At 64.7% G+C, this 17,855-nt stretch carries 14 protein-coding genes; 9 read left to right on the forward strand and 5 right to left on the reverse strand.

All coding sequences use genetic code 11. The features are described 5' to 3' along the window. Window positions 1-13: 13 nt before the first annotated feature. The 3 genes from AC1D75_RS14660 to ilvD all read left to right on the forward strand — a co-directional run bounded on the left by AC1D75_RS14660 (window position 14) and on the right by ilvD (window position 5,515). On the forward strand, window positions 14-640 hold the full coding sequence (locus tag AC1D75_RS14660) for a YoaK family protein (protein WP_495516091.1): 627 nt from the start codon (window positions 14-16) through the stop codon (window positions 638-640). Between the two features lie 169 nt (window positions 641-809). Continuing rightward, entirely contained in the window at window positions 810-3,761 is a 2,952-nt protein-coding gene (uvrA, locus tag AC1D75_RS14665; RefSeq protein WP_495515898.1) for an excinuclease ABC subunit UvrA, read from the forward strand. Window positions 3,762-3,826: 65 nt separating this feature from the next. Further along, window positions 3,827-5,515, forward strand: coding sequence for a dihydroxy-acid dehydratase (gene ilvD / locus AC1D75_RS14670; protein ID WP_495515899.1), 1,689 nt, complete (start codon window positions 3,827-3,829; stop codon window positions 5,513-5,515). A 91-nt stretch (window positions 5,516-5,606) separates the two neighbouring features. Here the strand turns inward: ilvD and AC1D75_RS14675 are convergent, their stop codons facing one another. After that, on the reverse strand, window positions 5,607-5,957 hold the full coding sequence (locus AC1D75_RS14675; protein WP_495515900.1) for a DUF1844 domain-containing protein: 351 nt from the start codon (window positions 5,955-5,957) through the stop codon (window positions 5,607-5,609). A 365-nt stretch (window positions 5,958-6,322) separates the two neighbouring features. Between AC1D75_RS14675 and infC the strand changes: the two genes are divergently transcribed. The 6 genes from infC (at window position 6,323) to pheT (ending at window position 12,085) form a co-directional block, all read left to right on the forward strand. After that, entirely contained in the window at window positions 6,323-6,961 is a 639-nt protein-coding gene (gene infC / locus AC1D75_RS14680; RefSeq protein WP_482141948.1) for a translation initiation factor IF-3, read from the forward strand. A 37-nt stretch (window positions 6,962-6,998) separates the two neighbouring features. Next, window positions 6,999-7,193 (forward strand): 50S ribosomal protein L35, encoded by a 195-nt coding sequence (gene rpmI / locus AC1D75_RS14685; RefSeq protein ID WP_495515901.1) that lies wholly within the window; start codon window positions 6,999-7,001, stop codon window positions 7,191-7,193. Between the two features lie 63 nt (window positions 7,194-7,256). Further along, window positions 7,257-7,637 carry a 50S ribosomal protein L20 gene (gene rplT, locus AC1D75_RS14690; RefSeq protein ID WP_214242162.1) on the forward strand — a complete coding sequence of 127 codons (381 nt, stop codon included), beginning with the start codon at window positions 7,257-7,259 and terminating at the stop codon, window positions 7,635-7,637. A 17-nt stretch (window positions 7,638-7,654) separates the two neighbouring features. Further along, window positions 7,655-8,476, forward strand: a complete 822-nt coding sequence (locus AC1D75_RS14695) for a TrmH family RNA methyltransferase (protein WP_495516092.1) — start codon at window positions 7,655-7,657, stop codon at window positions 8,474-8,476. Window positions 8,477-8,542: 66 nt separating this feature from the next. After that, complete coding sequence (gene pheS, locus AC1D75_RS14700) at window positions 8,543-9,574, forward strand: phenylalanine--tRNA ligase subunit alpha (RefSeq protein ID WP_495515902.1); 1,032 nt, start codon at window positions 8,543-8,545, stop codon at window positions 9,572-9,574. Between the two features lie 33 nt (window positions 9,575-9,607). After that, window positions 9,608-12,085, forward strand: coding sequence for a phenylalanine--tRNA ligase subunit beta (gene pheT, locus AC1D75_RS14705; RefSeq protein ID WP_495515903.1), 2,478 nt, complete (start codon window positions 9,608-9,610; stop codon window positions 12,083-12,085). A 95-nt stretch (window positions 12,086-12,180) separates the two neighbouring features. Here pheT and AC1D75_RS14710 read toward each other — a convergent pair whose 3' ends face one another. The 4 genes from AC1D75_RS14710 to AC1D75_RS14725 all read right to left on the reverse strand — a co-directional run bounded on the left by AC1D75_RS14710 (window position 12,181) and on the right by AC1D75_RS14725 (window position 17,850). Beyond that, the gene (locus AC1D75_RS14710; RefSeq protein ID WP_495515904.1) at window positions 12,181-13,626 is read right to left on the reverse strand and encodes an MFS transporter; all 1,446 of its coding nucleotides are present in this window, start codon (window positions 13,624-13,626) and stop codon (window positions 12,181-12,183) included. A gap of 101 nt (window positions 13,627-13,727) precedes the next feature. After that, a complete protein-coding gene (locus AC1D75_RS14715; RefSeq protein ID WP_495515905.1) occupies window positions 13,728-15,080 on the reverse strand; it encodes an amidohydrolase family protein in 1,353 nt (450 codons plus the stop codon). Between the two features lie 85 nt (window positions 15,081-15,165). Next, window positions 15,166-16,194, reverse strand: a complete 1,029-nt coding sequence (locus AC1D75_RS14720) for an ABC transporter substrate-binding protein (protein ID WP_495515906.1) — start codon at window positions 16,192-16,194, stop codon at window positions 15,166-15,168. Between the two features lie 66 nt (window positions 16,195-16,260). Further along, entirely contained in the window at window positions 16,261-17,850 is a 1,590-nt protein-coding gene (locus AC1D75_RS14725) for an ABC transporter permease (protein WP_495515907.1), read from the reverse strand. Window positions 17,851-17,855 lie beyond the last annotated feature (5 nt).

Below are 17,855 nucleotides of genomic sequence, written 5' to 3' on the forward strand. Positions count from 1 at the left end.
CGATCGCAGTGAACTGGCACTGGCCACTGCATTGACCGGGGTGGCAGGTTTTCTGGACGCGGTGGCGTTCATCCATCTCGGCGGCTACTTCATCTCATTCATGAGCGGCAACACGACGCAGATGTCGACGTCGTTTGTCGAGGGCATGACGAGTGCGGGGTTGCGTTGCCTGCTGATCATCGGATTGTTCGTGGTCGGGGTCATGGTGGGTTCAATCGTCCGGCGCCTCACTGCCGAGGTACACGGCCGAATCGCGGTGTTGTGTTCGGTGACAACACTTCTCGGGGTGTCTGCGGTGATCGCTGCGGTGTGGTCGGGATACGTGTCGTTGATGGTCGTCGCGGTCGCGATGGGCGCGCTCAACTCGGTGTTCGAGAAATCGGGGGTGGTCTCGGTGGGGTTGACCTATATGACCGGCACCCTGGTGAAGGCGGCGCAGCGGCTGGTCGATGCGGCGTTCGGTGGCCCGCGATGGGGGTGGGTCCGGAGTTTCCTGATGTGGTCGGCGATGGCCGTCGGCGCGTTTGCCGGTGCCGGCGCCTACCGCGGAATAGGTATGGCGGCGGTGTGGTTGCCGTTTGTGATCGTTGCTTTGCTCACACTCTGGGTGGTGAAGGTTTTCGCAGGTCAGAAGGTTTGACGGGGTGCTGCAGGCAGTGCGATCGACTGGCAGGCTCTGTTGCCGCCGGTATCTTGTCAGTAGGTGCCTCTAGCATTGCCGGGTACGCCTCTGGCGCACGCCCAACAGCTGATCAGTGATGGTCGGCACAGTACTGATTTGAACTAATTTGAACCCGAAAAGGACCACAGTGGTTGATCGACTCATCGTGCGCGGAGCCCGCGAACACAATCTTCGCGGCGTCGACGTGGATCTCCCGCGCGACAGTTTGATCGTTTTCACCGGGCTTTCGGGCTCCGGGAAGTCGAGCCTGGCCTTCGACACGATCTTCGCCGAGGGCCAGCGCCGATACGTCGAATCGCTCTCGGCATACGCCCGGCAGTTCCTCGGACAGATGGACAAGCCCGACGTCGACTTCATCGAGGGTCTGTCTCCGGCGGTCTCGATCGACCAGAAGTCGACCAACCGCAACCCGCGGTCAACGGTCGGCACCATCACCGAGGTCTACGACTACCTCCGTCTGTTGTATGCGCGCGCAGGCAAGGCACATTGCCCCGAGTGCGGGGCGGCCATCGAGAAGCAGACCCCGCAGCAGATCGTCGATCAGGTGCTGGCGATGGAAGAGGGCATCCGGTTCCAGGTGCTCGCGCCGGTGGTCCGGACCCGCAAAGGTGAGTTCGTCGATCTGTTCGGCACGTTGCAGACGCAGGGTTTCTCGCGCGCACGTATCGACGGTGTGGTCCATCAGCTGGCTGATCCTCCGAAGCTCAAGAAGCAGGAGAAGCACGACATCGAGGTGGTCGTCGACCGGCTTGCGGTGAAGGCCTCGGCCAAACAGCGACTCACCGATTCGGTGGAGACCGCGCTCGGTTTGGCCGACGGTGTGATCGTTCTCGACTTCGTCGATCTGGAAGAAAACGATCCGGATCGTGAGCGCCGGTTCTCCGAGCGGATGGCCTGCCCCAACGGTCACCCCATCGCGATCGACGATCTCGAGCCCCGCTCGTTCTCGTTCAACTCGCCCTACGGTGCCTGCCCCGATTGCGATGGCCTCGGTATCCGTAAAGAGGTAGACGAGGAACTGGTCGTCCCGGATGCCGATCTGACGCTCGCCGAGGGTGCCATCGCGCCGTGGGCGGGTGGCCACAACGCCGACTACTTCCTGCGGTTGTTGTCCGGACTCGGCGACGCCATGGGTTTCGACACCGACACCCCGTGGAAAAAGCTGCCGGTCAAGGCCCGCCGGGCGATCCTCAACGGCAGTGAACATCAGGTTCATGTGCAGTTCCGTAACCGCTACGGCCGCACCCGCTCGTATTACACCGAGTTCGAAGGTGTGATGTCGTTCCTGCATCGCCGGATGGAACAGACCGAATCCGAGCAGATGAAAGACCGGTACGAGGGCTACATGCGGGACATCCCGTGCCCCACCTGTAACGGCGCCCGTCTGCGTCCGGAGATCTTGGCGGTCACCCTCGACCACAAGCGGTTCGGTGAGAAGTCGATCGCCGAGGTCTGCGCCTTGTCGGTCGCTGAATGCGCCGACTACCTCTCCGACCTCAAACTCGGAAAGCGTGAGGAGGCCATCGCCGGCCAGGTCCTCAAAGAGGTGCAGTCACGCATCCGCTTCCTGCTGGACGTGGGCCTGGAGTATCTGTCGCTCTCCCGGGCAGCGGGTTCACTGTCCGGCGGTGAGGCGCAGCGCATCCGGCTGGCGACCCAGATCGGTTCCGGTCTGGCCGGTGTCCTCTACGTTCTGGACGAACCGTCCATCGGTCTGCATCAGCGTGACAACCGGCGGCTCATCGACACCCTCACCAGGCTGCGCGACCTGGGCAACACCCTGATCGTGGTCGAGCATGACGAGGACACCATCCGTTCTGCGGACTGGATCGTCGACATCGGCCCCCACGCCGGTGAACACGGCGGTCGGGTTGTCCACAGCGGCAGCTACAAAGACCTGCTGAGGAACGAGGAATCCATCACGGGCGCGTACCTTTCGGGGCGTTCGAGGCTGGAGGTCCCGGAGACTCGGCGACCGATCGACCGGAAACGGCAGTTGACCGTTGTCGGGGCCCGGGAGCACAACCTCCAGGGTATCGATGTCGTGTTCCCGCTGGGTGTTCTCACGGCGGTCACCGGTGTCTCGGGGTCGGGTAAGTCGACTCTGGTCAACGACATCCTGGCCACGGTGATGGCCAACAAGCTCAACGGTGCGCGTCAGGTCCCCGGCAGGCACACCCGCATCAATGGGATGGACAACCTCGACAAGCTGGTCCGCGTCGATCAGTCGCCGATCGGCCGGACCCCGCGATCCAACCCGGCCACCTACACCGGTGTGTTCGACAAGATCCGCACGCTGTTCGCCGCGACCACCGAAGCCAAGGTCCGTGGCTACCAGCCGGGACGGTTCTCGTTCAACGTCAAGGGTGGCCGCTGCGAGGCCTGCTCGGGCGAGGGCACGATCAAGATCGAGATGAACTTCCTGCCCGACGTCTACGTGCCGTGCGAGGTTTGTCACGGTGCGCGGTACAACCGCGAAACGCTCGAGGTGCACTACAAGGGCAAAACCATCTCCGAGGTACTCGACATGCCCATCGAGGTGGCTGCGGAGTTCTTCGAGCCGATCACCTCGATCCATCGGTACCTCAAGACCCTCAACGAGGTCGGGCTGGGCTATGTCCGGCTCGGGCAGCCGGCGACAACACTGTCCGGTGGTGAAGCGCAGCGCGTGAAGCTGGCGGCTGAACTGCAGAAACGGTCGACCGGGCGCACCGCCTACATCCTCGACGAGCCCACCACCGGTCTGCACTTCGAGGACATCCGCAAGTTGATCCATGTGATCAACGGTCTCGTAGACAAGGGCAACTCGGTGATCGTCATCGAACACAACCTCGACGTCATCAAGACCGCCGACTGGGTCATCGACATGGGCCCGGAAGGCGGGTCGGGTGGTGGCACCGTGGTCGTCGAGGGAACACCTGAAGATGTCGCGGCCGAGCCGCTGAGCCATACGGGCAAGTTCCTAGCCGAGATCTTGAAGCCGACGAGTGCCGCAGCGCCGACGCCTGCGCGTAAAGCAGCCCCGCGGAAGGCGGCGGCAAAGCAGACTGGACGTAAGAAAGCGGTCACCGCAGGCTGAGTGCGGAACGACTGATCGGGTCAGGCGAGATCCTCGCCGGCCGACGACAACACCAAGGAGTTCCAATGGTCGACATGAAGCCCCGTAGCCGCACCGTCACGGACGGGATCAGTGCGGCTCCAAGTCGCGGGATGCTTCGTGCGGTCGGGATGGGTGATGAGGACTGGGAAAAGCCCCAGATCGGCATCGGTAGTTCGTGGAACGAGATCACCCCCTGCAATCTGTCGCTCGACCGGCTGGCCCAGGCCAGCAAGGAGGGTGTGCACGCCGGTGGCGGATACCCGCTGGAGTTCGGCACCATCTCGGTTTCCGACGGCATCTCGATGGGCCACGAGGGTATGCATTTCTCTTTGGTCTCGCGTGAGGTGATCGCCGATTCGGTCGAGACCGTGATGTCGGCCGAACGCCTCGACGGTTCGGTCCTGCTGGCCGGTTGCGACAAGTCGCTGCCCGGCATGTTGATGGCGGCGGCCCGACTCGATCTGGCGTCGGTGTTCCTCTACGCGGGCACCATCGCGCCGGGCTGGGTCAAGCTGGCCGACGGCACCGAGCGAGATGTCACCCTGATCGACGCCTTCGAAGCGGTCGGGGCCTGCCGGGCGGGCAAGATGTCCGAGGAGGACCTGGGCCGGATCGAGCGGGCCATCTGTCCGGGTGAGGGGGCCTGCGGTGGCATGTACACCGCCAACACCATGGCGTCGATCGCCGAAGCCCTGGGGATGAGCCTGCCGGGTTCAGCCGCGCCACCGGCCGCAGATCGACGGCGGGACGCCTTTGCCCATCGTTCGGGGGAGGCGGTGGTCAACCTGCTGCGGCTCGGGATCACCACCCGCGACATCATCACCAAACCCGCACTCGAGAACGCGATTACCGTCACCATGGCCCTCGGCGGTTCGACCAACGCGGTGCTGCACCTGCTCGCCATCGCCAGCGAGGCCGAGGTCGATCTGCACCTCGACGACTTCAACCGCATCGGCGACCGCACGCCCCACCTGGGTGACCTCAAGCCGTTCGGTCGGTACGTGATGAACGACTTCGACCGCCACGGCGGCATCCCGGTCATCATGAAGGCGCTCCTGGATGCCGACCTGCTCAACGGCGATGCCCTCACCGTCACCGGCAAGACCTTGGCCGAGAACCTCGAGGCAATGGAGATCGGCCCGCTCGACGGGAAGGTCATTCGGGCACTCGACAACCCCATCCACAAGACCGGCGGCATCACCATCCTGCACGGCTCGTTGGCGCCGGAGGGTGCCGTGGTCAAGTCAGCCGGCTTCGACGCCGACACCTTCGAGGGCCCGGCGCGGGTCTTCGAACGGGAACAGAGTGCGTTGGCCGCATTGGCCGATGGAGTGATCCAGGCGGGCGACGTGGTGGTGATCCGGTACGAGGGTCCCAAAGGTGGACCCGGGATGCGGGAGATGCTGGCGATCACCGGCGCGATCAAGGGTGCCGGCCTGGGTAAGGATGTGTTGTTGCTCACCGACGGACGGTTCTCCGGCGGCACCACCGGGCTCTGCATCGGGCACATCGCGCCGGAGGCATCCGACGGGGGACCGGTTGCCTTCATCCGTGACGGTGACCGCATCCGGGTCGATATCGCCGGCCGCACCCTCGACCTCCTCGTCGACGCCGATGAGATCGAGTCACGCAAACAAGACTGGCAACCGCTCGACCACAAGTATCAGCGGGGCGTGCTCTCCAAGTACGCAAAGCTTGTGCGTTCGGCCTCGGTCGGCGCCGTCACCCACTGACCACTAGCCCCTGGCACACCCGAAGATGTGCCCTTTTGGCGAACAAAACCCCAGGTGGGCGCCGCCAAAAGGGCACATTATCGGGGGCGGGCTACTCGGCGACGGGGCCGGTCTGTTTCTCGCCGGGACCCTTGCCGGGTTCGTCGGGATGTGAGCTGGCCTCCCGGAAGGCGAGTTGCAGGCTCTTGAGGCCATCGCGAAGTGCGGAGGCGTGGATGCCCAGGTCGGCGACCGACGACTCTATGAGCCCGGCCAGGGCGGTGATCAGTTTGCGGGCTTCATCGAGGTCGAGGTACGGGCTCGTCGACGGATCTTGCTCGGACAAGCCGAGTTTTTCGGCCGCAGCGCTCATCAGCATGACTGCGGCTCGGGTGATCACTTCGATGGCCGGGATCTCGGCCAGGTCGCGCACGTCGGGCTCGGAATTCAGGTTTTCCGTCATGGCTGTTAGACTTTCACCTACGACCGCCCTGGTTCACGCCGGGGTTGCAAGTGGAGTTCACACTCCCACCGCTCGACGTCGATGTCTTCGTAAGAAGCAATCGTACGGTTGAACGGTCCGGTTTTGTCGCCGGAGATGCCGCGAAAGCGGAATATTCTCCGGGGGTCTTCGCGTTGGAGGCTGTGATCGCTGGGATGCGATAGGTGACATATACCGGTCGGTGTGGGCCCCGTCGATGATCATCATCGATCCGGGGCCTTTTCGCTGAGGATCTGTTTCACCAGTTGCTACCGCGGTCCAACCTGAGACGAAAACGTCTGCCACGAGGAACCACCTACGTACGCGGACACAAATGAGGAGGCCCCATCAGCACTGAGACTCGTATCAATGAGCGCATCCGAGTACCCGAGGTCCGTCTTGTCGGCCCCAACTCGGAGCAGGTAGGCATTGTCCGCGTGGAAGATGCCCTGCGCTTGGCTATCGAGGCCGATCTCGACCTGGTCGAGGTAGCCCCGAATGCGCGTCCGCCGGTCTGCAAGATCATGGACTACGGCAAGTTCAAATACGAGGCGGCACAGAAGCAGCGCGAATCGCGTCGCAACCAGCAGATGACCGTCATCAAGGAGCAGAAGCTCCGCCCCAAGATCGACGACCACGATTACGAGACCAAAAAAGGTCACGTCATCCGCTTCCTCGAAGCCGGGTCGAAGGTCAAGGTGACGATCATGTTCCGTGGACGGGAGCAGTCGCGCCCCGAACTCGGTTACCGACTGCTGCAGCGTTTGGGCTCCGACGTAGGCGAGTACGGGTTCGTCGAGACCTCCGCCAAGCAGGATGGCCGCAACATGACGATGGTCCTGGCCCCGCACAAGGGCGCCAAGACCAAGGCACAAGCACAAGCACAAGCACAAGCTCCAAAAGCGCAAGCGCAACCCCAGCAGAGTGCACCCACCAAGCCTGCGGCAGATTCAGGACCGGCTCCGGCCGCCAACCCTGAGAGCTGACCCTCTCCACAGGCGTTACGAAGAGAAAGGCATTCCCATGCCCAAGACCAAAACCCACAAGGGAACCGCTAAGCGTTTCAAGGTGACCGGTAGCGGCAAGATCGTCCGTCAGCGTGCGGGCCGTCGCCACCTGATGGAGCACAAGCCCTCCAAGCAGACCCGTCGTCTCGATGGCACCGTCGTCGTTTCTGAGAACGATGCGCCCCGCATCAAGCGCCTGCTGAAGATCTAACGCTCCCCACCAGACCACCCGCTGCCGGTTCCCGGCTGCCACATTCTAAGAGGTAAATCAACAATGGCACGCGTAAAAAGGGCGGTAAACGCCCAGAAGAAGCGTCGTTCAACCCTGGAAGCTTCCAAGGGCTACCGCGGACAGCGTTCGCGTCTCTACCGCAAGGCCAAAGAGCAGCAGCTGCACTCGCTGACTTACGCCTACCGCGACCGTCGCGCTCGCAAGGGTGAGTTCCGCAAGCTGTGGATCGCGCGTATCAACGCTGCGGCGCGGGCCAATGACATCACCTACAACCGCTTCATCCAGGGTCTGAAGATCGCTGGTGTCGAGGTCGACCGCAAGATCCTCGCCGAGATCGCCGTGAGCGATCCCGAGGCGTTCACCGGTCTGGTCGCTGTTGCCAAGCAGGCACTGCCTGCTGACGTCAACGCCCCCGCAGCCTGATCGGCAGCGAGATAAACATCCCCGCGCCGGACGTTCTCACCGAACGTTCGGCGCGGGTTGTTTCATATGCAAAGCTGCACCGTTCCGCGGCGCGGCGTAAAGCAGGCAGCTTCCTCGCGGAGGGATTCAATGCCGTCGACGCGGCCATCGCATCGCGTCGCGCACGGATTCTGTTGGCGACCGACGAAGCCCTCGACCGGTACGCCGATCTGGTGCACCAGGCGCAGGCCGGTGGCGTCGAGGTCGTGTCCATCTCCCCGGGGGCAGCCGACAAGCTCGCCGAAACCATCACCAGTACCGGGTTGTTTGTGGTCTGCGACCTGGTCGACGTGCCGATGTCAGAGGTGCTGAGCGCCACCCCGCGACTGCTCGCGGTGCCGGTCGAGATGACCGATCCGGGCAATGCGGGCACCCTCATCCGGACCGCCGATGCGATGGGCGCCGACGGCGTCATCCTCGCCGGCGACAGTGTCGATCCGCACAACGGCAAGTGCGTCCGGTCCACAGCAGGCAGCGTGTTCCACATTCCGGTCGCACGCGAGCGGAGTGTCGACGAGGTCCTCGCCGCGCTACGCCAGGCCGGTGTGGCCATCTGTGCAACCGCCGGGGATGCCGAGTTGAGCCTGCCCGACGCCGGTGAGGTGCTCGCCGGCCCGACCGCGTGGTTGTTCGGCAACGAGGCACACGGACTGCCGGACGACATCTTGGCGCAGGCCGATCATCGGATCTCCATTCCGATCCACGGTCGCGCGGAGAGCCTCAACCTGGCTGCCGCTGCCGCGATCTGCCTCTATGCCAGCGCCGATGCCACTGCGGCGGTCGACTACCCTCGCAGGTGAGCCAAGCCAGTTCCATCAGACGTACTTCAGCTCTAAGAAGTCATATTCAAGGGAGTCAACACAGCCGTGGCCGACGTCGACAGCCAGACATTGGCGACCGCAGTGGACGCTGCCGTCGCAGCATTTTCCGCCGCGGTCGATCTGCCAGCGCTGGCAATTGCCAAGACCGAGCACCTCGGTGACAAGTCGCCGATCGCATTGGCCCGCCGCGAACTCGGCGCGTTGCCGAAGGAGCAGAAGGCGCAGGCCGGGAAGCTCGTCAATGTTGCTCGTGGACAGGCGCAGAAGGCGTACGACGAGCGTCTTGCGGTCCTGACCGCCGAACGTGATGCCGCCGTGCTGGTCGCCGAGACCATCGATGTCACCCTGCCGACCGCCCGCCGGACACCTGGCGCCCGTCACCCGATCACCGTGATCGGTGATCAGGTCGCCGACGTGTTCGTCGGGATGGGTTGGGAGATCGCCGAAGGACCCGAGGTCGAGACCGAGCATTTCAACTTCGATGCGCTGAACTTTCTGCCGGATCATCCGGCCCGGTCGATGCAGGACACCTTCTACATCGCGCCGCCCGAGTCACGTCAGGTGCTGCGCACGCACACCTCACCGGTGCAGGTGCGTGCCATGTTGTCGCGGGAATTGCCGATTTACGTCGCGTGCCCGGGCCGCACCTTCCGCACCGATGAACTCGACGCGACCCACACCCCGGTGTTCCATCAGGTCGAGGGCCTTGCCGTGGACAAGGGTCTGACGATGGCACACCTGCGGGGCACCCTCGACCACTTCGCCAAGGCGCTGTTCGGTCCCGAGACGGTCACCCGGATGCGCCCGAGCTACTTCCCGTTCACCGAACCCTCGGCGGAGGTGGACGTCTGGTTCGCCGGTAAGAAGGGTGGCGCCGGCTGGGTCGAATGGGGTGGCTGCGGCATGGTCCATCCGAATGTCCTGCGCGCCAGTGGCATCGACCCCGAGGTCTACTCGGGATTCGCTTTCGGCATGGGACTGGAACGAACCCTGCAGTTCCGCAACGACCTGCCCGACATGCGCGACATGGTCGAGGGTGACATCCGCTTCACGGTGCCCTTCGGTCCCGGCGCCTGAGTACGCAGAACCAACGAAAGAGCTGAGTTTCCAGTGCAATTAGCGCAGTCGTGGCTGACAGAGATCCTGCAACAGGGCACTCCCGGATGGGCCAAGCCGTCCGCCGAGATCGATGAGGCCTTTGTTCGTGTCGGATTCGAGATCGAAGACATCACCGGATTGCCGGAGATCACCGGTCCGCTGGTGATCGGCCGGGTCACCAAGATCGAAGAACTCACCGAGTTCAAGAAGCCCATCCGCTTCTGCCAGGTCGATGTGGGTGAAGAGAAAGACCGCGACATCGTCTGCGGTGCAAGGAACTTCGCCGAAGGCGACCTGATCGTCGCGGCGCTGCCCGGCTGTGTCCTGCCCGGGGGCTTCGCGATCGCGACCCGCACAACGTACGGCAGGGTCTCGGACGGCATGATCTGCTCGGTCACCGAATTGGGTGTCGGCAACGATCACAGTGGCATTCTGGTGCTGCCGCCGGAGACCGCGGCGCCCGGTGCCGACGCACGTGAGGTGCTCGGCCTCGACGACACCATCATCGACGTCAACGTCACCCCGGACCGCGGCTACGCGTTCTCGGCGCGTGGTCTCTCACGCGAACTGGCCTGTAGCTTCGACCTGCCGTTCGCCGATCCGGCAACGGCACCGGTGCTTCCGACCACGGCCGGCGAGTCGGTCCCGACTGTGCACCTCGATCCGGACTCCGGTGCCACCCGGTATTGCGCGCTGGTGGTGCGCGGTATCGATCCGTCCGCCCCGAGCCCGTGGTGGATGGTCAAGCGGCTCATGCTGTCCGGCGTGCGACCGATCTCGGCGGCAGTGGACATCACCAACTACGTGATGCTCGAACTCGGCCAGCCGCTGCACGCCTTCGACGCCGCCAAGCTCTCCGGTGACATCCGGGTGCGCCGTGCGAACGCGGGGGAGAAGCTGACCACGCTCGACGATGTGGTGCGGGATCTCGATCCGGAAGACGTTGTCATCACCGACAACACGGGCCCGATCGCCCTGGCCGGTGTCATGGGCGGTGGCGCCACCGAGATCAACGCACAGAGCACCGATGTGTTGCTGGAATCGGCGACGTTCAACCCGGTCTCGGTGTTCCGGACCGCCAAACGGCATCGACTCACCAGCGAGGCCAGCAAGCGTTTCGAGCGGGTTGTCGACCCGAAGGTCACCGACATCGCGCTGCTGCGCGCCGCGGCGCTGCTCGCCGAGATCTGCGGCGGCACAATCGATACCACCTACACAGACGCCGGGTCCGTGGCCCCTGCGGCGACCGTGTTGATGTCGGAGCGGGCTCCATCGGACACCGCAGGCATCGACTATCCGGTGGGCACCGCGCAGCGACGCCTGGTCCAGGTGGGCTGCTCTGTGGAAGCTGCGGGGGACGTGCTCACCGTCACCCCGCCGAGCTGGCGACCGGACCTGCGCCTGAGCGCAGATCTCGTCGAAGAGGTACTGCGTCTCGAGGGCTACGAGAACATTCCGGTTGTGCTCCCCAAAGCCCCCGGCGGACGGGGCCTGACCCGGCGGCAGCTGCGTCGCCGCAGTGTCGGGCGCAGCCTCGCGCTGTCGGGTTACGTGGAGGTGTTGCCGTACCCGTTCATGCCTGCCGGTGTCTTCGACCTCTGGAATCTGCCCGCCGACGATCCGCGTCGGGCCACGGTCACCGTGCTCAATCCGCTCGAGGCCGACCGTCCCGAGCTGAACACCACGTTGCTGCCCGGACTGCTCGAGATGGTCGGTCGCAACATCGCTCGCGGACAACGTGATCTGTCGATGTACACGATCGGTCAGGTGGTCCTGGGTGGACAGAACGTCCGCCCGATCGATGCGCTTCCGGTGGACCGGCGGCCCACTGCGGAGCAGATCGCCGAGCTGGTCGAATCACTTCCGGCGCAGCCGCTGCACGTTGCCGCTGTGCTGACCGGACTGCGTGAACCGGCCGGGCCGTGGGGCAAGGGACGCGTCGCCGACACCACCGACATATTCGATGCGGTCGCGATCATCGGGCAGGCCGCCGGTGTCGAACTGAAGCTGCGGTCGGCCGCGCAGGTGCCCTGGCATCCCGGTCGTTGCGGCGAGATCCTCGCCGACGACGCCGTGGTCGGCTGGGCGGGCGAGCTGCATCCGGCGTTGTTGGAGAAGCTGCACCTTCCGTCGCGCTCACTGGCCCTGGAGATCGACCTCGACGCCATCCCGGTGAACAATGACCTTGTCTCGCCGCGGATTTCGCCGTACCCGCCGGTCCTGCAGGATCTCGCAGTGGTCGTCGATGCCGATGTGGCCGCCGAAGACGTCCGCGTCGCATTGGAGGCCGGAGCGGGAGAACTGCTCGAGAGCATCGCGCTGTTCGACGTCTTCACGGGCGAGCAGGTGGGTGAAGGCAAGAAGTCCCTCACGTTCTCACTGCGCTTCCGCGCCGACGACCGCACCCTGACCGAGGACGAGGCCACCGCGGGTCGCGACGCCGCGCTGGCTCACGCCACGTTGACTGTCGGCGCCATGATGCGGGGCTGACAACGCTTCACCGATCTGTCGTCGTCGACGTCGCCCCTGATGGGGGCGACGTCGACGGTCGGCGATCAGGGGAGGGGTTGATCGCCGGGGCAGGCTCAGACCAGATCTGATTGTGCTGTCAGGTCTTTCGCCGCGGCTGGGGTTGCCGGGGTGCGTGCGCTACGCAGGGTCCAAGCGGCGATGATCGCGCCCAACGCTGCGACCGCGGCCGATACCCAGAGTGCCGTGTCGAGCCCGGACACGAACTCGTGCGGATCGGCAGCGAACACCGACTCTGCCGGCATCAGGGCGCCCAGGGCAGCCACACCGACCGCGATACCGGTCTGCCGGAACGCGTCGTTGATGCCGGCGGCGAGGCCGGAATGTTCTGCGGCACTGGAATCGAGCACCAGTCTGCTCATCACCGGGTTGAAGATGCCGGCGCCGACCATCGCTACGACCATGCCCGGCAGAAGCGTCAGGCCGGAGCTGTCGACGTCGACGACCGTGGTCATCGCCAAACCCACTCCGACCAGCATCAGCGACCCGGACAACATGATCCAGTCGGGTACCCGCTCGCCGATCTGTGCGGTCGCACCGGCGACGATGAACATGGCGACCGTCGCCGGCAGATAGACCAGCCCCGCCTCGATCGGGGAGAGGCCGAGCACGCTCTGCAGGTAGATTGTCGTGTACAAGAACACCGAGAACAACGACACGGAGATCGCGAACGCCGCGATCTGAGCGCCGGTGAATGCCCGGTTGCGGAACATCTCCAATGGCAACATCGGTTGGCTGACCCGCATCTCGACCACCACAAACGCAGTCCCCGCGACTGCGGCGACCACAAACGACAACGCCGTGATCGTCTCGGTCCAGCCGTGCTCGTTGCCCCGGAGCAGCCCGAGGACCAGTGCGGCCAGCGCGATCGAGGCGAGCACCTGCCCGCCGATGTCGAGACGTCGATAGTTCGGGTCCCGTGACTCCGGGACCCATTTGAGGGTGGCGACCAGTGCGACGATCCCGATGGGGAGATTCACGAAGAAGATGGCGCGCCAGTCGAGCCACTCGGTGAGGATGCCACCGACCAGTGGTCCGAGCGCAAACGCGCCACCGATGGTCGCGCCGTACGCGGCCAGTGCACCGGCACGTTCCTTGCCCGGCGCGAACACGTCGGCGAGCAGGGCCAGTGAGCAGGCGAAAAGCATTGCGCCACCGAGCCCCTGGATTGCCCGCGCGATGTCGAGGGTAACGATCGTCGGTGCGGCCGCACACGCCAGTGAGGCGAGTGTGAACAGCACCAGGCCGATCACGAACACGTGGCGTCGACCTCGGCGATCACCCCACGACCCGGCGCTGAGTACAACGGTGGCCAGCGCCAGAGTGTAGGCGTCCACCACCCACTGCAGGGCGCCGAGGCCGGCGTCGAGATCAACGGCGATGGAGGGCAGTGCAGTGTTCACCACCGCGATGTCCAGCATGAGCATCGCGGTGGTCACGCAGACGACGGCCAGCGTCGCGCGTTTCACCACGGCCGTGTGAGTGCTTCTGTCAGTTGTCATGACAGCGACGATGCTGTGGCGGCCTTGGAAGCCATCGGGTTGTTTTCTTGGAAGCGTCGGTTGTTGGGACTACACCGCCGACACGAGCGCGGATCCGGGGGTCAGTGCGGTGTCTGGTCTTTGCCGGTCGGTTGCGATCGATCACGTAGGCGCAGTGCGCTTTCTCGGAACTTCGCGACCACCTGCGCTTCATCGACCCCGACGACCTCGCCGTTGTCGACGACGAACTCGCCCCCGACGATGGTGTGGGTGACGTCGTCGGCGCGTGTGCTGTAGACCAGCGCGGCCTCTACGTCGTAGACGGGTGCCACATGCGGTCGGTCGAGATCGACAACAACCAGATCGGCAGGCGCCCCGATCCGGATTGCCCCCAATTCGGGTCGGTGCATCGCAATCGCCGACTGGGCGGTGGCCATGTGGAGCACCTCGCGGGTGGTCAGGAACGTGGGATCGGCGGTGCTCTGTTTGTGGGTGATGGCAGCGAACTTCATCTCTTGGAACATGTCCAGGGTGTTGTGGCTCGCCGGACCATCGGTGCCGAGCCCGACAGTGACCCCGGCCGCCCACAGCCCTTTCAGATTCATGGTCCCGGACACCAGTTTTGCGTTGCAGCAAGGACAGTGGGCCACTTTGACGCCGTGTTCGGCGAACAGCGCGATGTCACCGGCGGTCAGTTGTGTGCAGTGCGCGGCGGTGATGTCGGGTCCGAGGAACCCGAGGTCGTCGAGCCATTCGACTGTGGTGCGCCCGTATGTCGAGGCCATGTAGGCACTCTCGTTCAGTCCTTCGGCGATGTGGGTGTGGATCGGCAGCGACCGCTCGTCGGCGAGCCCCCGAACCGCTTGCCAGAGTGGACCACTGCAGGAATACGGCGCGTGGGGGGAGAGCGCCAACCGGACACGGTCGTCGATGAGACCTTCCACCGGCGCGATCGCGGCGTCGAAGTCCTCGACCGCGGCCCAGGACCAGGGGCCGACGTCGCGGTAGACGCCGCCGTCGGCGAACCCGTACCCGAGCGTGGCCCGCAGGCCCACCTCGCGCAGGGCCCGTGCCTGCGGCGTCACCGCATAAGCGTCGAAATGCTCGTTGAAACAGGTGATTCCGGACTTGGCCATCTCGACCAGACCACACATCGACGCCCAGTACAGGGTCTCGTGGTCGAAGTTCTTCTTCAGCCGCCACATGGTGTCGAGCCAGGCGAACAGTTCGGTGTCCTCGAGCAGTCCGCGCAGCAACATGTTCGACGCGATGTGGGTGTGCGCGTTGACCATGCCGGGTAGCACTGCCGAGTGTGTCCCGTCGATCACCCTCGCGGCCTGCACTGCTGTCGACGCGGGCACCAGGTCCTGGATGTGCCCGCCGGCCACCAGGACCGTGTGGTTGACCAGTGGATCGCGACCGTCCGGCATGATGACGGTTGTTCCGGTGATGGCGATGTCGGCCTGCTGGATCATGCCGGGCTCCTCGTGTTCTCATGTGCTGGTGCGTGCTGGATGCGCTCGAAGCCGGTGGTCAGCCGGTCGGGGCGGCGGTTGAAACTCACAGCCGGGCAACGATGCTGGTGTCGAAGAGCTGATCAGCGGAGATGTCGATTCCGGCCGACTTGAGTGTGGCGATGTTGCTTGCGATCTGGGCGTCGGTCATCGTCAGGAGGTCGGCGGCCGGCACCTCAGGGGTGACCATCAGCGCTTCGATGCTCTCCGAGGCGAGGGTCTGTTGGGCGAGGTCGAGTCCGGTGTTCTTGCCGTAGACCTCCACGGCAAGTCGGGCGCCGAGTGCCGGGTCCTTGAGATTCTCCTGCCAGCCCTGCCGCTCGCCACCGAGGAAAGACAGGAGCATGTCGGGCCGGTTCTCGATGGTCTCCGTGGTGGCGAACCAGACGCTCGAGAAGACGTTGTAACCGAAGTCCGAGAACAACATGACGTTCACGTCGCGGCCCTGTGCCCGTAGCGTGGCCGGTTGGTCGATGAGGAACCCGACCTGTGCGTCGACTTCACCGTTGGCCACCGGCGCCGGATCGAACTGCACGGGCACGATGTTCAGGTCGTCGACGTCGATGTTGTTGATGGCGCACAGGACTCGGAATGGTGCCTCGTTCTGCGCCGCGACACCGATCTTCTTTCCGATCATCTGCTTCGGGTCGGTCAGAGCCTTGTCCTGGAGGGAGTACACACAGAATGGGCTGCGTTGGAAGCGGGTTCCGATGATCTTGACGTCCGCGCCGTTGCTGATCATCTCGGCCACCGCGTCCGCATTCCCGTTGCCGAGTGCCGCCTTACCCGAGACCACCACCGTGTCGACGGCAGTGTTGGGTCCGCCCGCGAGAACATTGACGTTGATGCCCCTCGACGTGTAGTAGCCGTTGGTGGCCGCGACATAGGTGCCGGCCTGTTCGACCGTTGGTACCCACTGGGTTTGAGCCGAGACGCTGCCGTCGTCCGACGATGCGGAATCCGAACCGCAGGCACTGAGGATCGGGATACCGACGAGAGCGGTGGCGCCGATACCGAAGCCCCCGCGGAAGAGTGACCGGCGGCTGATCGGTGCGGACAAGGGTGAAATCGGCATGGGGAACTCCTGGTTGCGAGATGGGTGACCGTGATTGGGGTGCGGGCGGCTACGTGCCGCCAGTGGTCAACTTCGAACGCGATTGATGGCGCTTTCGGCGAGTGCTGCGATGCCATAGAGTGCTGCCGCGGACAAGGTGACGAGGGCGACCAGCGACCACATCAGTGAATAGTTGCCCGTTACACCGGCTCTGAGCATCATGAAGCCGGCGCCGTCGCCGGTGGCAAGCCATTCGCACAGGAGTGCACCGGTCATGGCCAGTGGTGCGGTGACGCGTGCCGCGGCAAAGAATGACGGTAGGGCGGCGGGCAGCTGGACTATCCAGAGGACCTTTACCGGGCCGCCACCGGAGACCGTCACCACTTCGCGGGCACTGGGTGGGACGGACCGGATCCCGCCGACGATCGTCACCAGTGCGGGAAAGAAGGTCACCACGCCGGACACGACGATCAACGTGATGAACCCACGCCCGAAGATCAGTGCGATCAGCGGGGTCATGGCGACGAGCGGGACGGTGCGGATCGACATGGCGATCGGCATGATGATCGACTCGGCGGTGCGGGACAAGACGACCACAACGGCTCCGATCAGGGCCAGACCCAGGCCGCTGGCAAAGCCGACAACCGTGTGGACGATGGTCAGGCGCAACGCGGCCCACATGTCCGACAGGTCTCGTCCGGAGGTCAGGTAATTCCAGACATCGACCGGTGTCTTCCCGAAATATGGGTCGACCGAGCGGGCGATCAGATACCAGCCACCCAAGACCAGCAGCAAGGTCACTGCGAACTGCGATACGACGCCCGCCACGTTTCGGGCTTTGGTCACCTGCGGTGCGGAGGCAACCGAGATGTCGGACACGGTCTCCTGATCGCGCCAGGTGTATACGAGCTTCTCTGCGAGCACGGTGAGGCCGTAGGCGCCTGCCGCCAGCAGGGCGGCGTACAGGGCGAGGGCCCAGGTGCGGTCGACGTTGAGTGACTGCTGCGAATAGACCATCGCGACGCCCAGACCCTTGTCCGCGCCGAGGTATTCGCCGATCATCGCACCCAGAACGGCCAGCGGTGCGGCAACGCGGAGCGCGGCGAACAGGGCTGGCACGGCCGATCGGATCTGAACCATCCGCAACACTTTTCCGCGCCCTCCGCCCGCGGCCCGGATGACGTCGACCCGGGTGGCCGAGGCGCTGTGCAGTCCGAGGACGGCTCCGACCAGCGTGGTGAAGAAGACACCTTGGGCAGAGATGAGGACCACGGACATGTACCGGCTGGTCACCGCGACCAGGATCGGTGAAATTGCCACGATGGGAAGGCAATACGCGACCACGCCCACCCTCATCACCACGGCTTGGGTCCATGGCAGGAGTAAGGACAGTCCGGCCAGCGTGACTGCCACGGCGTTCCCGAGCAGCCATCCCCAGCCCGCCTCTCCGGCGGTGGTGAGCAGGTTCGGCCAGACAAAGCTGAAGTCGTCGACCGCGGTGACCAGGATGTCGAGGGGTGCGGCGATGGCGTAGACATCGCTGAAGACGGTCTTTGCGAGCAGCTGCCACACGAGAACCAGGCCGACGACGCTGCCGAGGGCGAGCATGTTCATCTTGGCCACGACGGCGGTCAGATTCAGGCGCGGCGGGGCCGGCGCGGTCAGTGTTGTTGACATCGGGG

It is taken from the genome of Williamsia sp. Y712 (genome assembly GCF_059445525.1).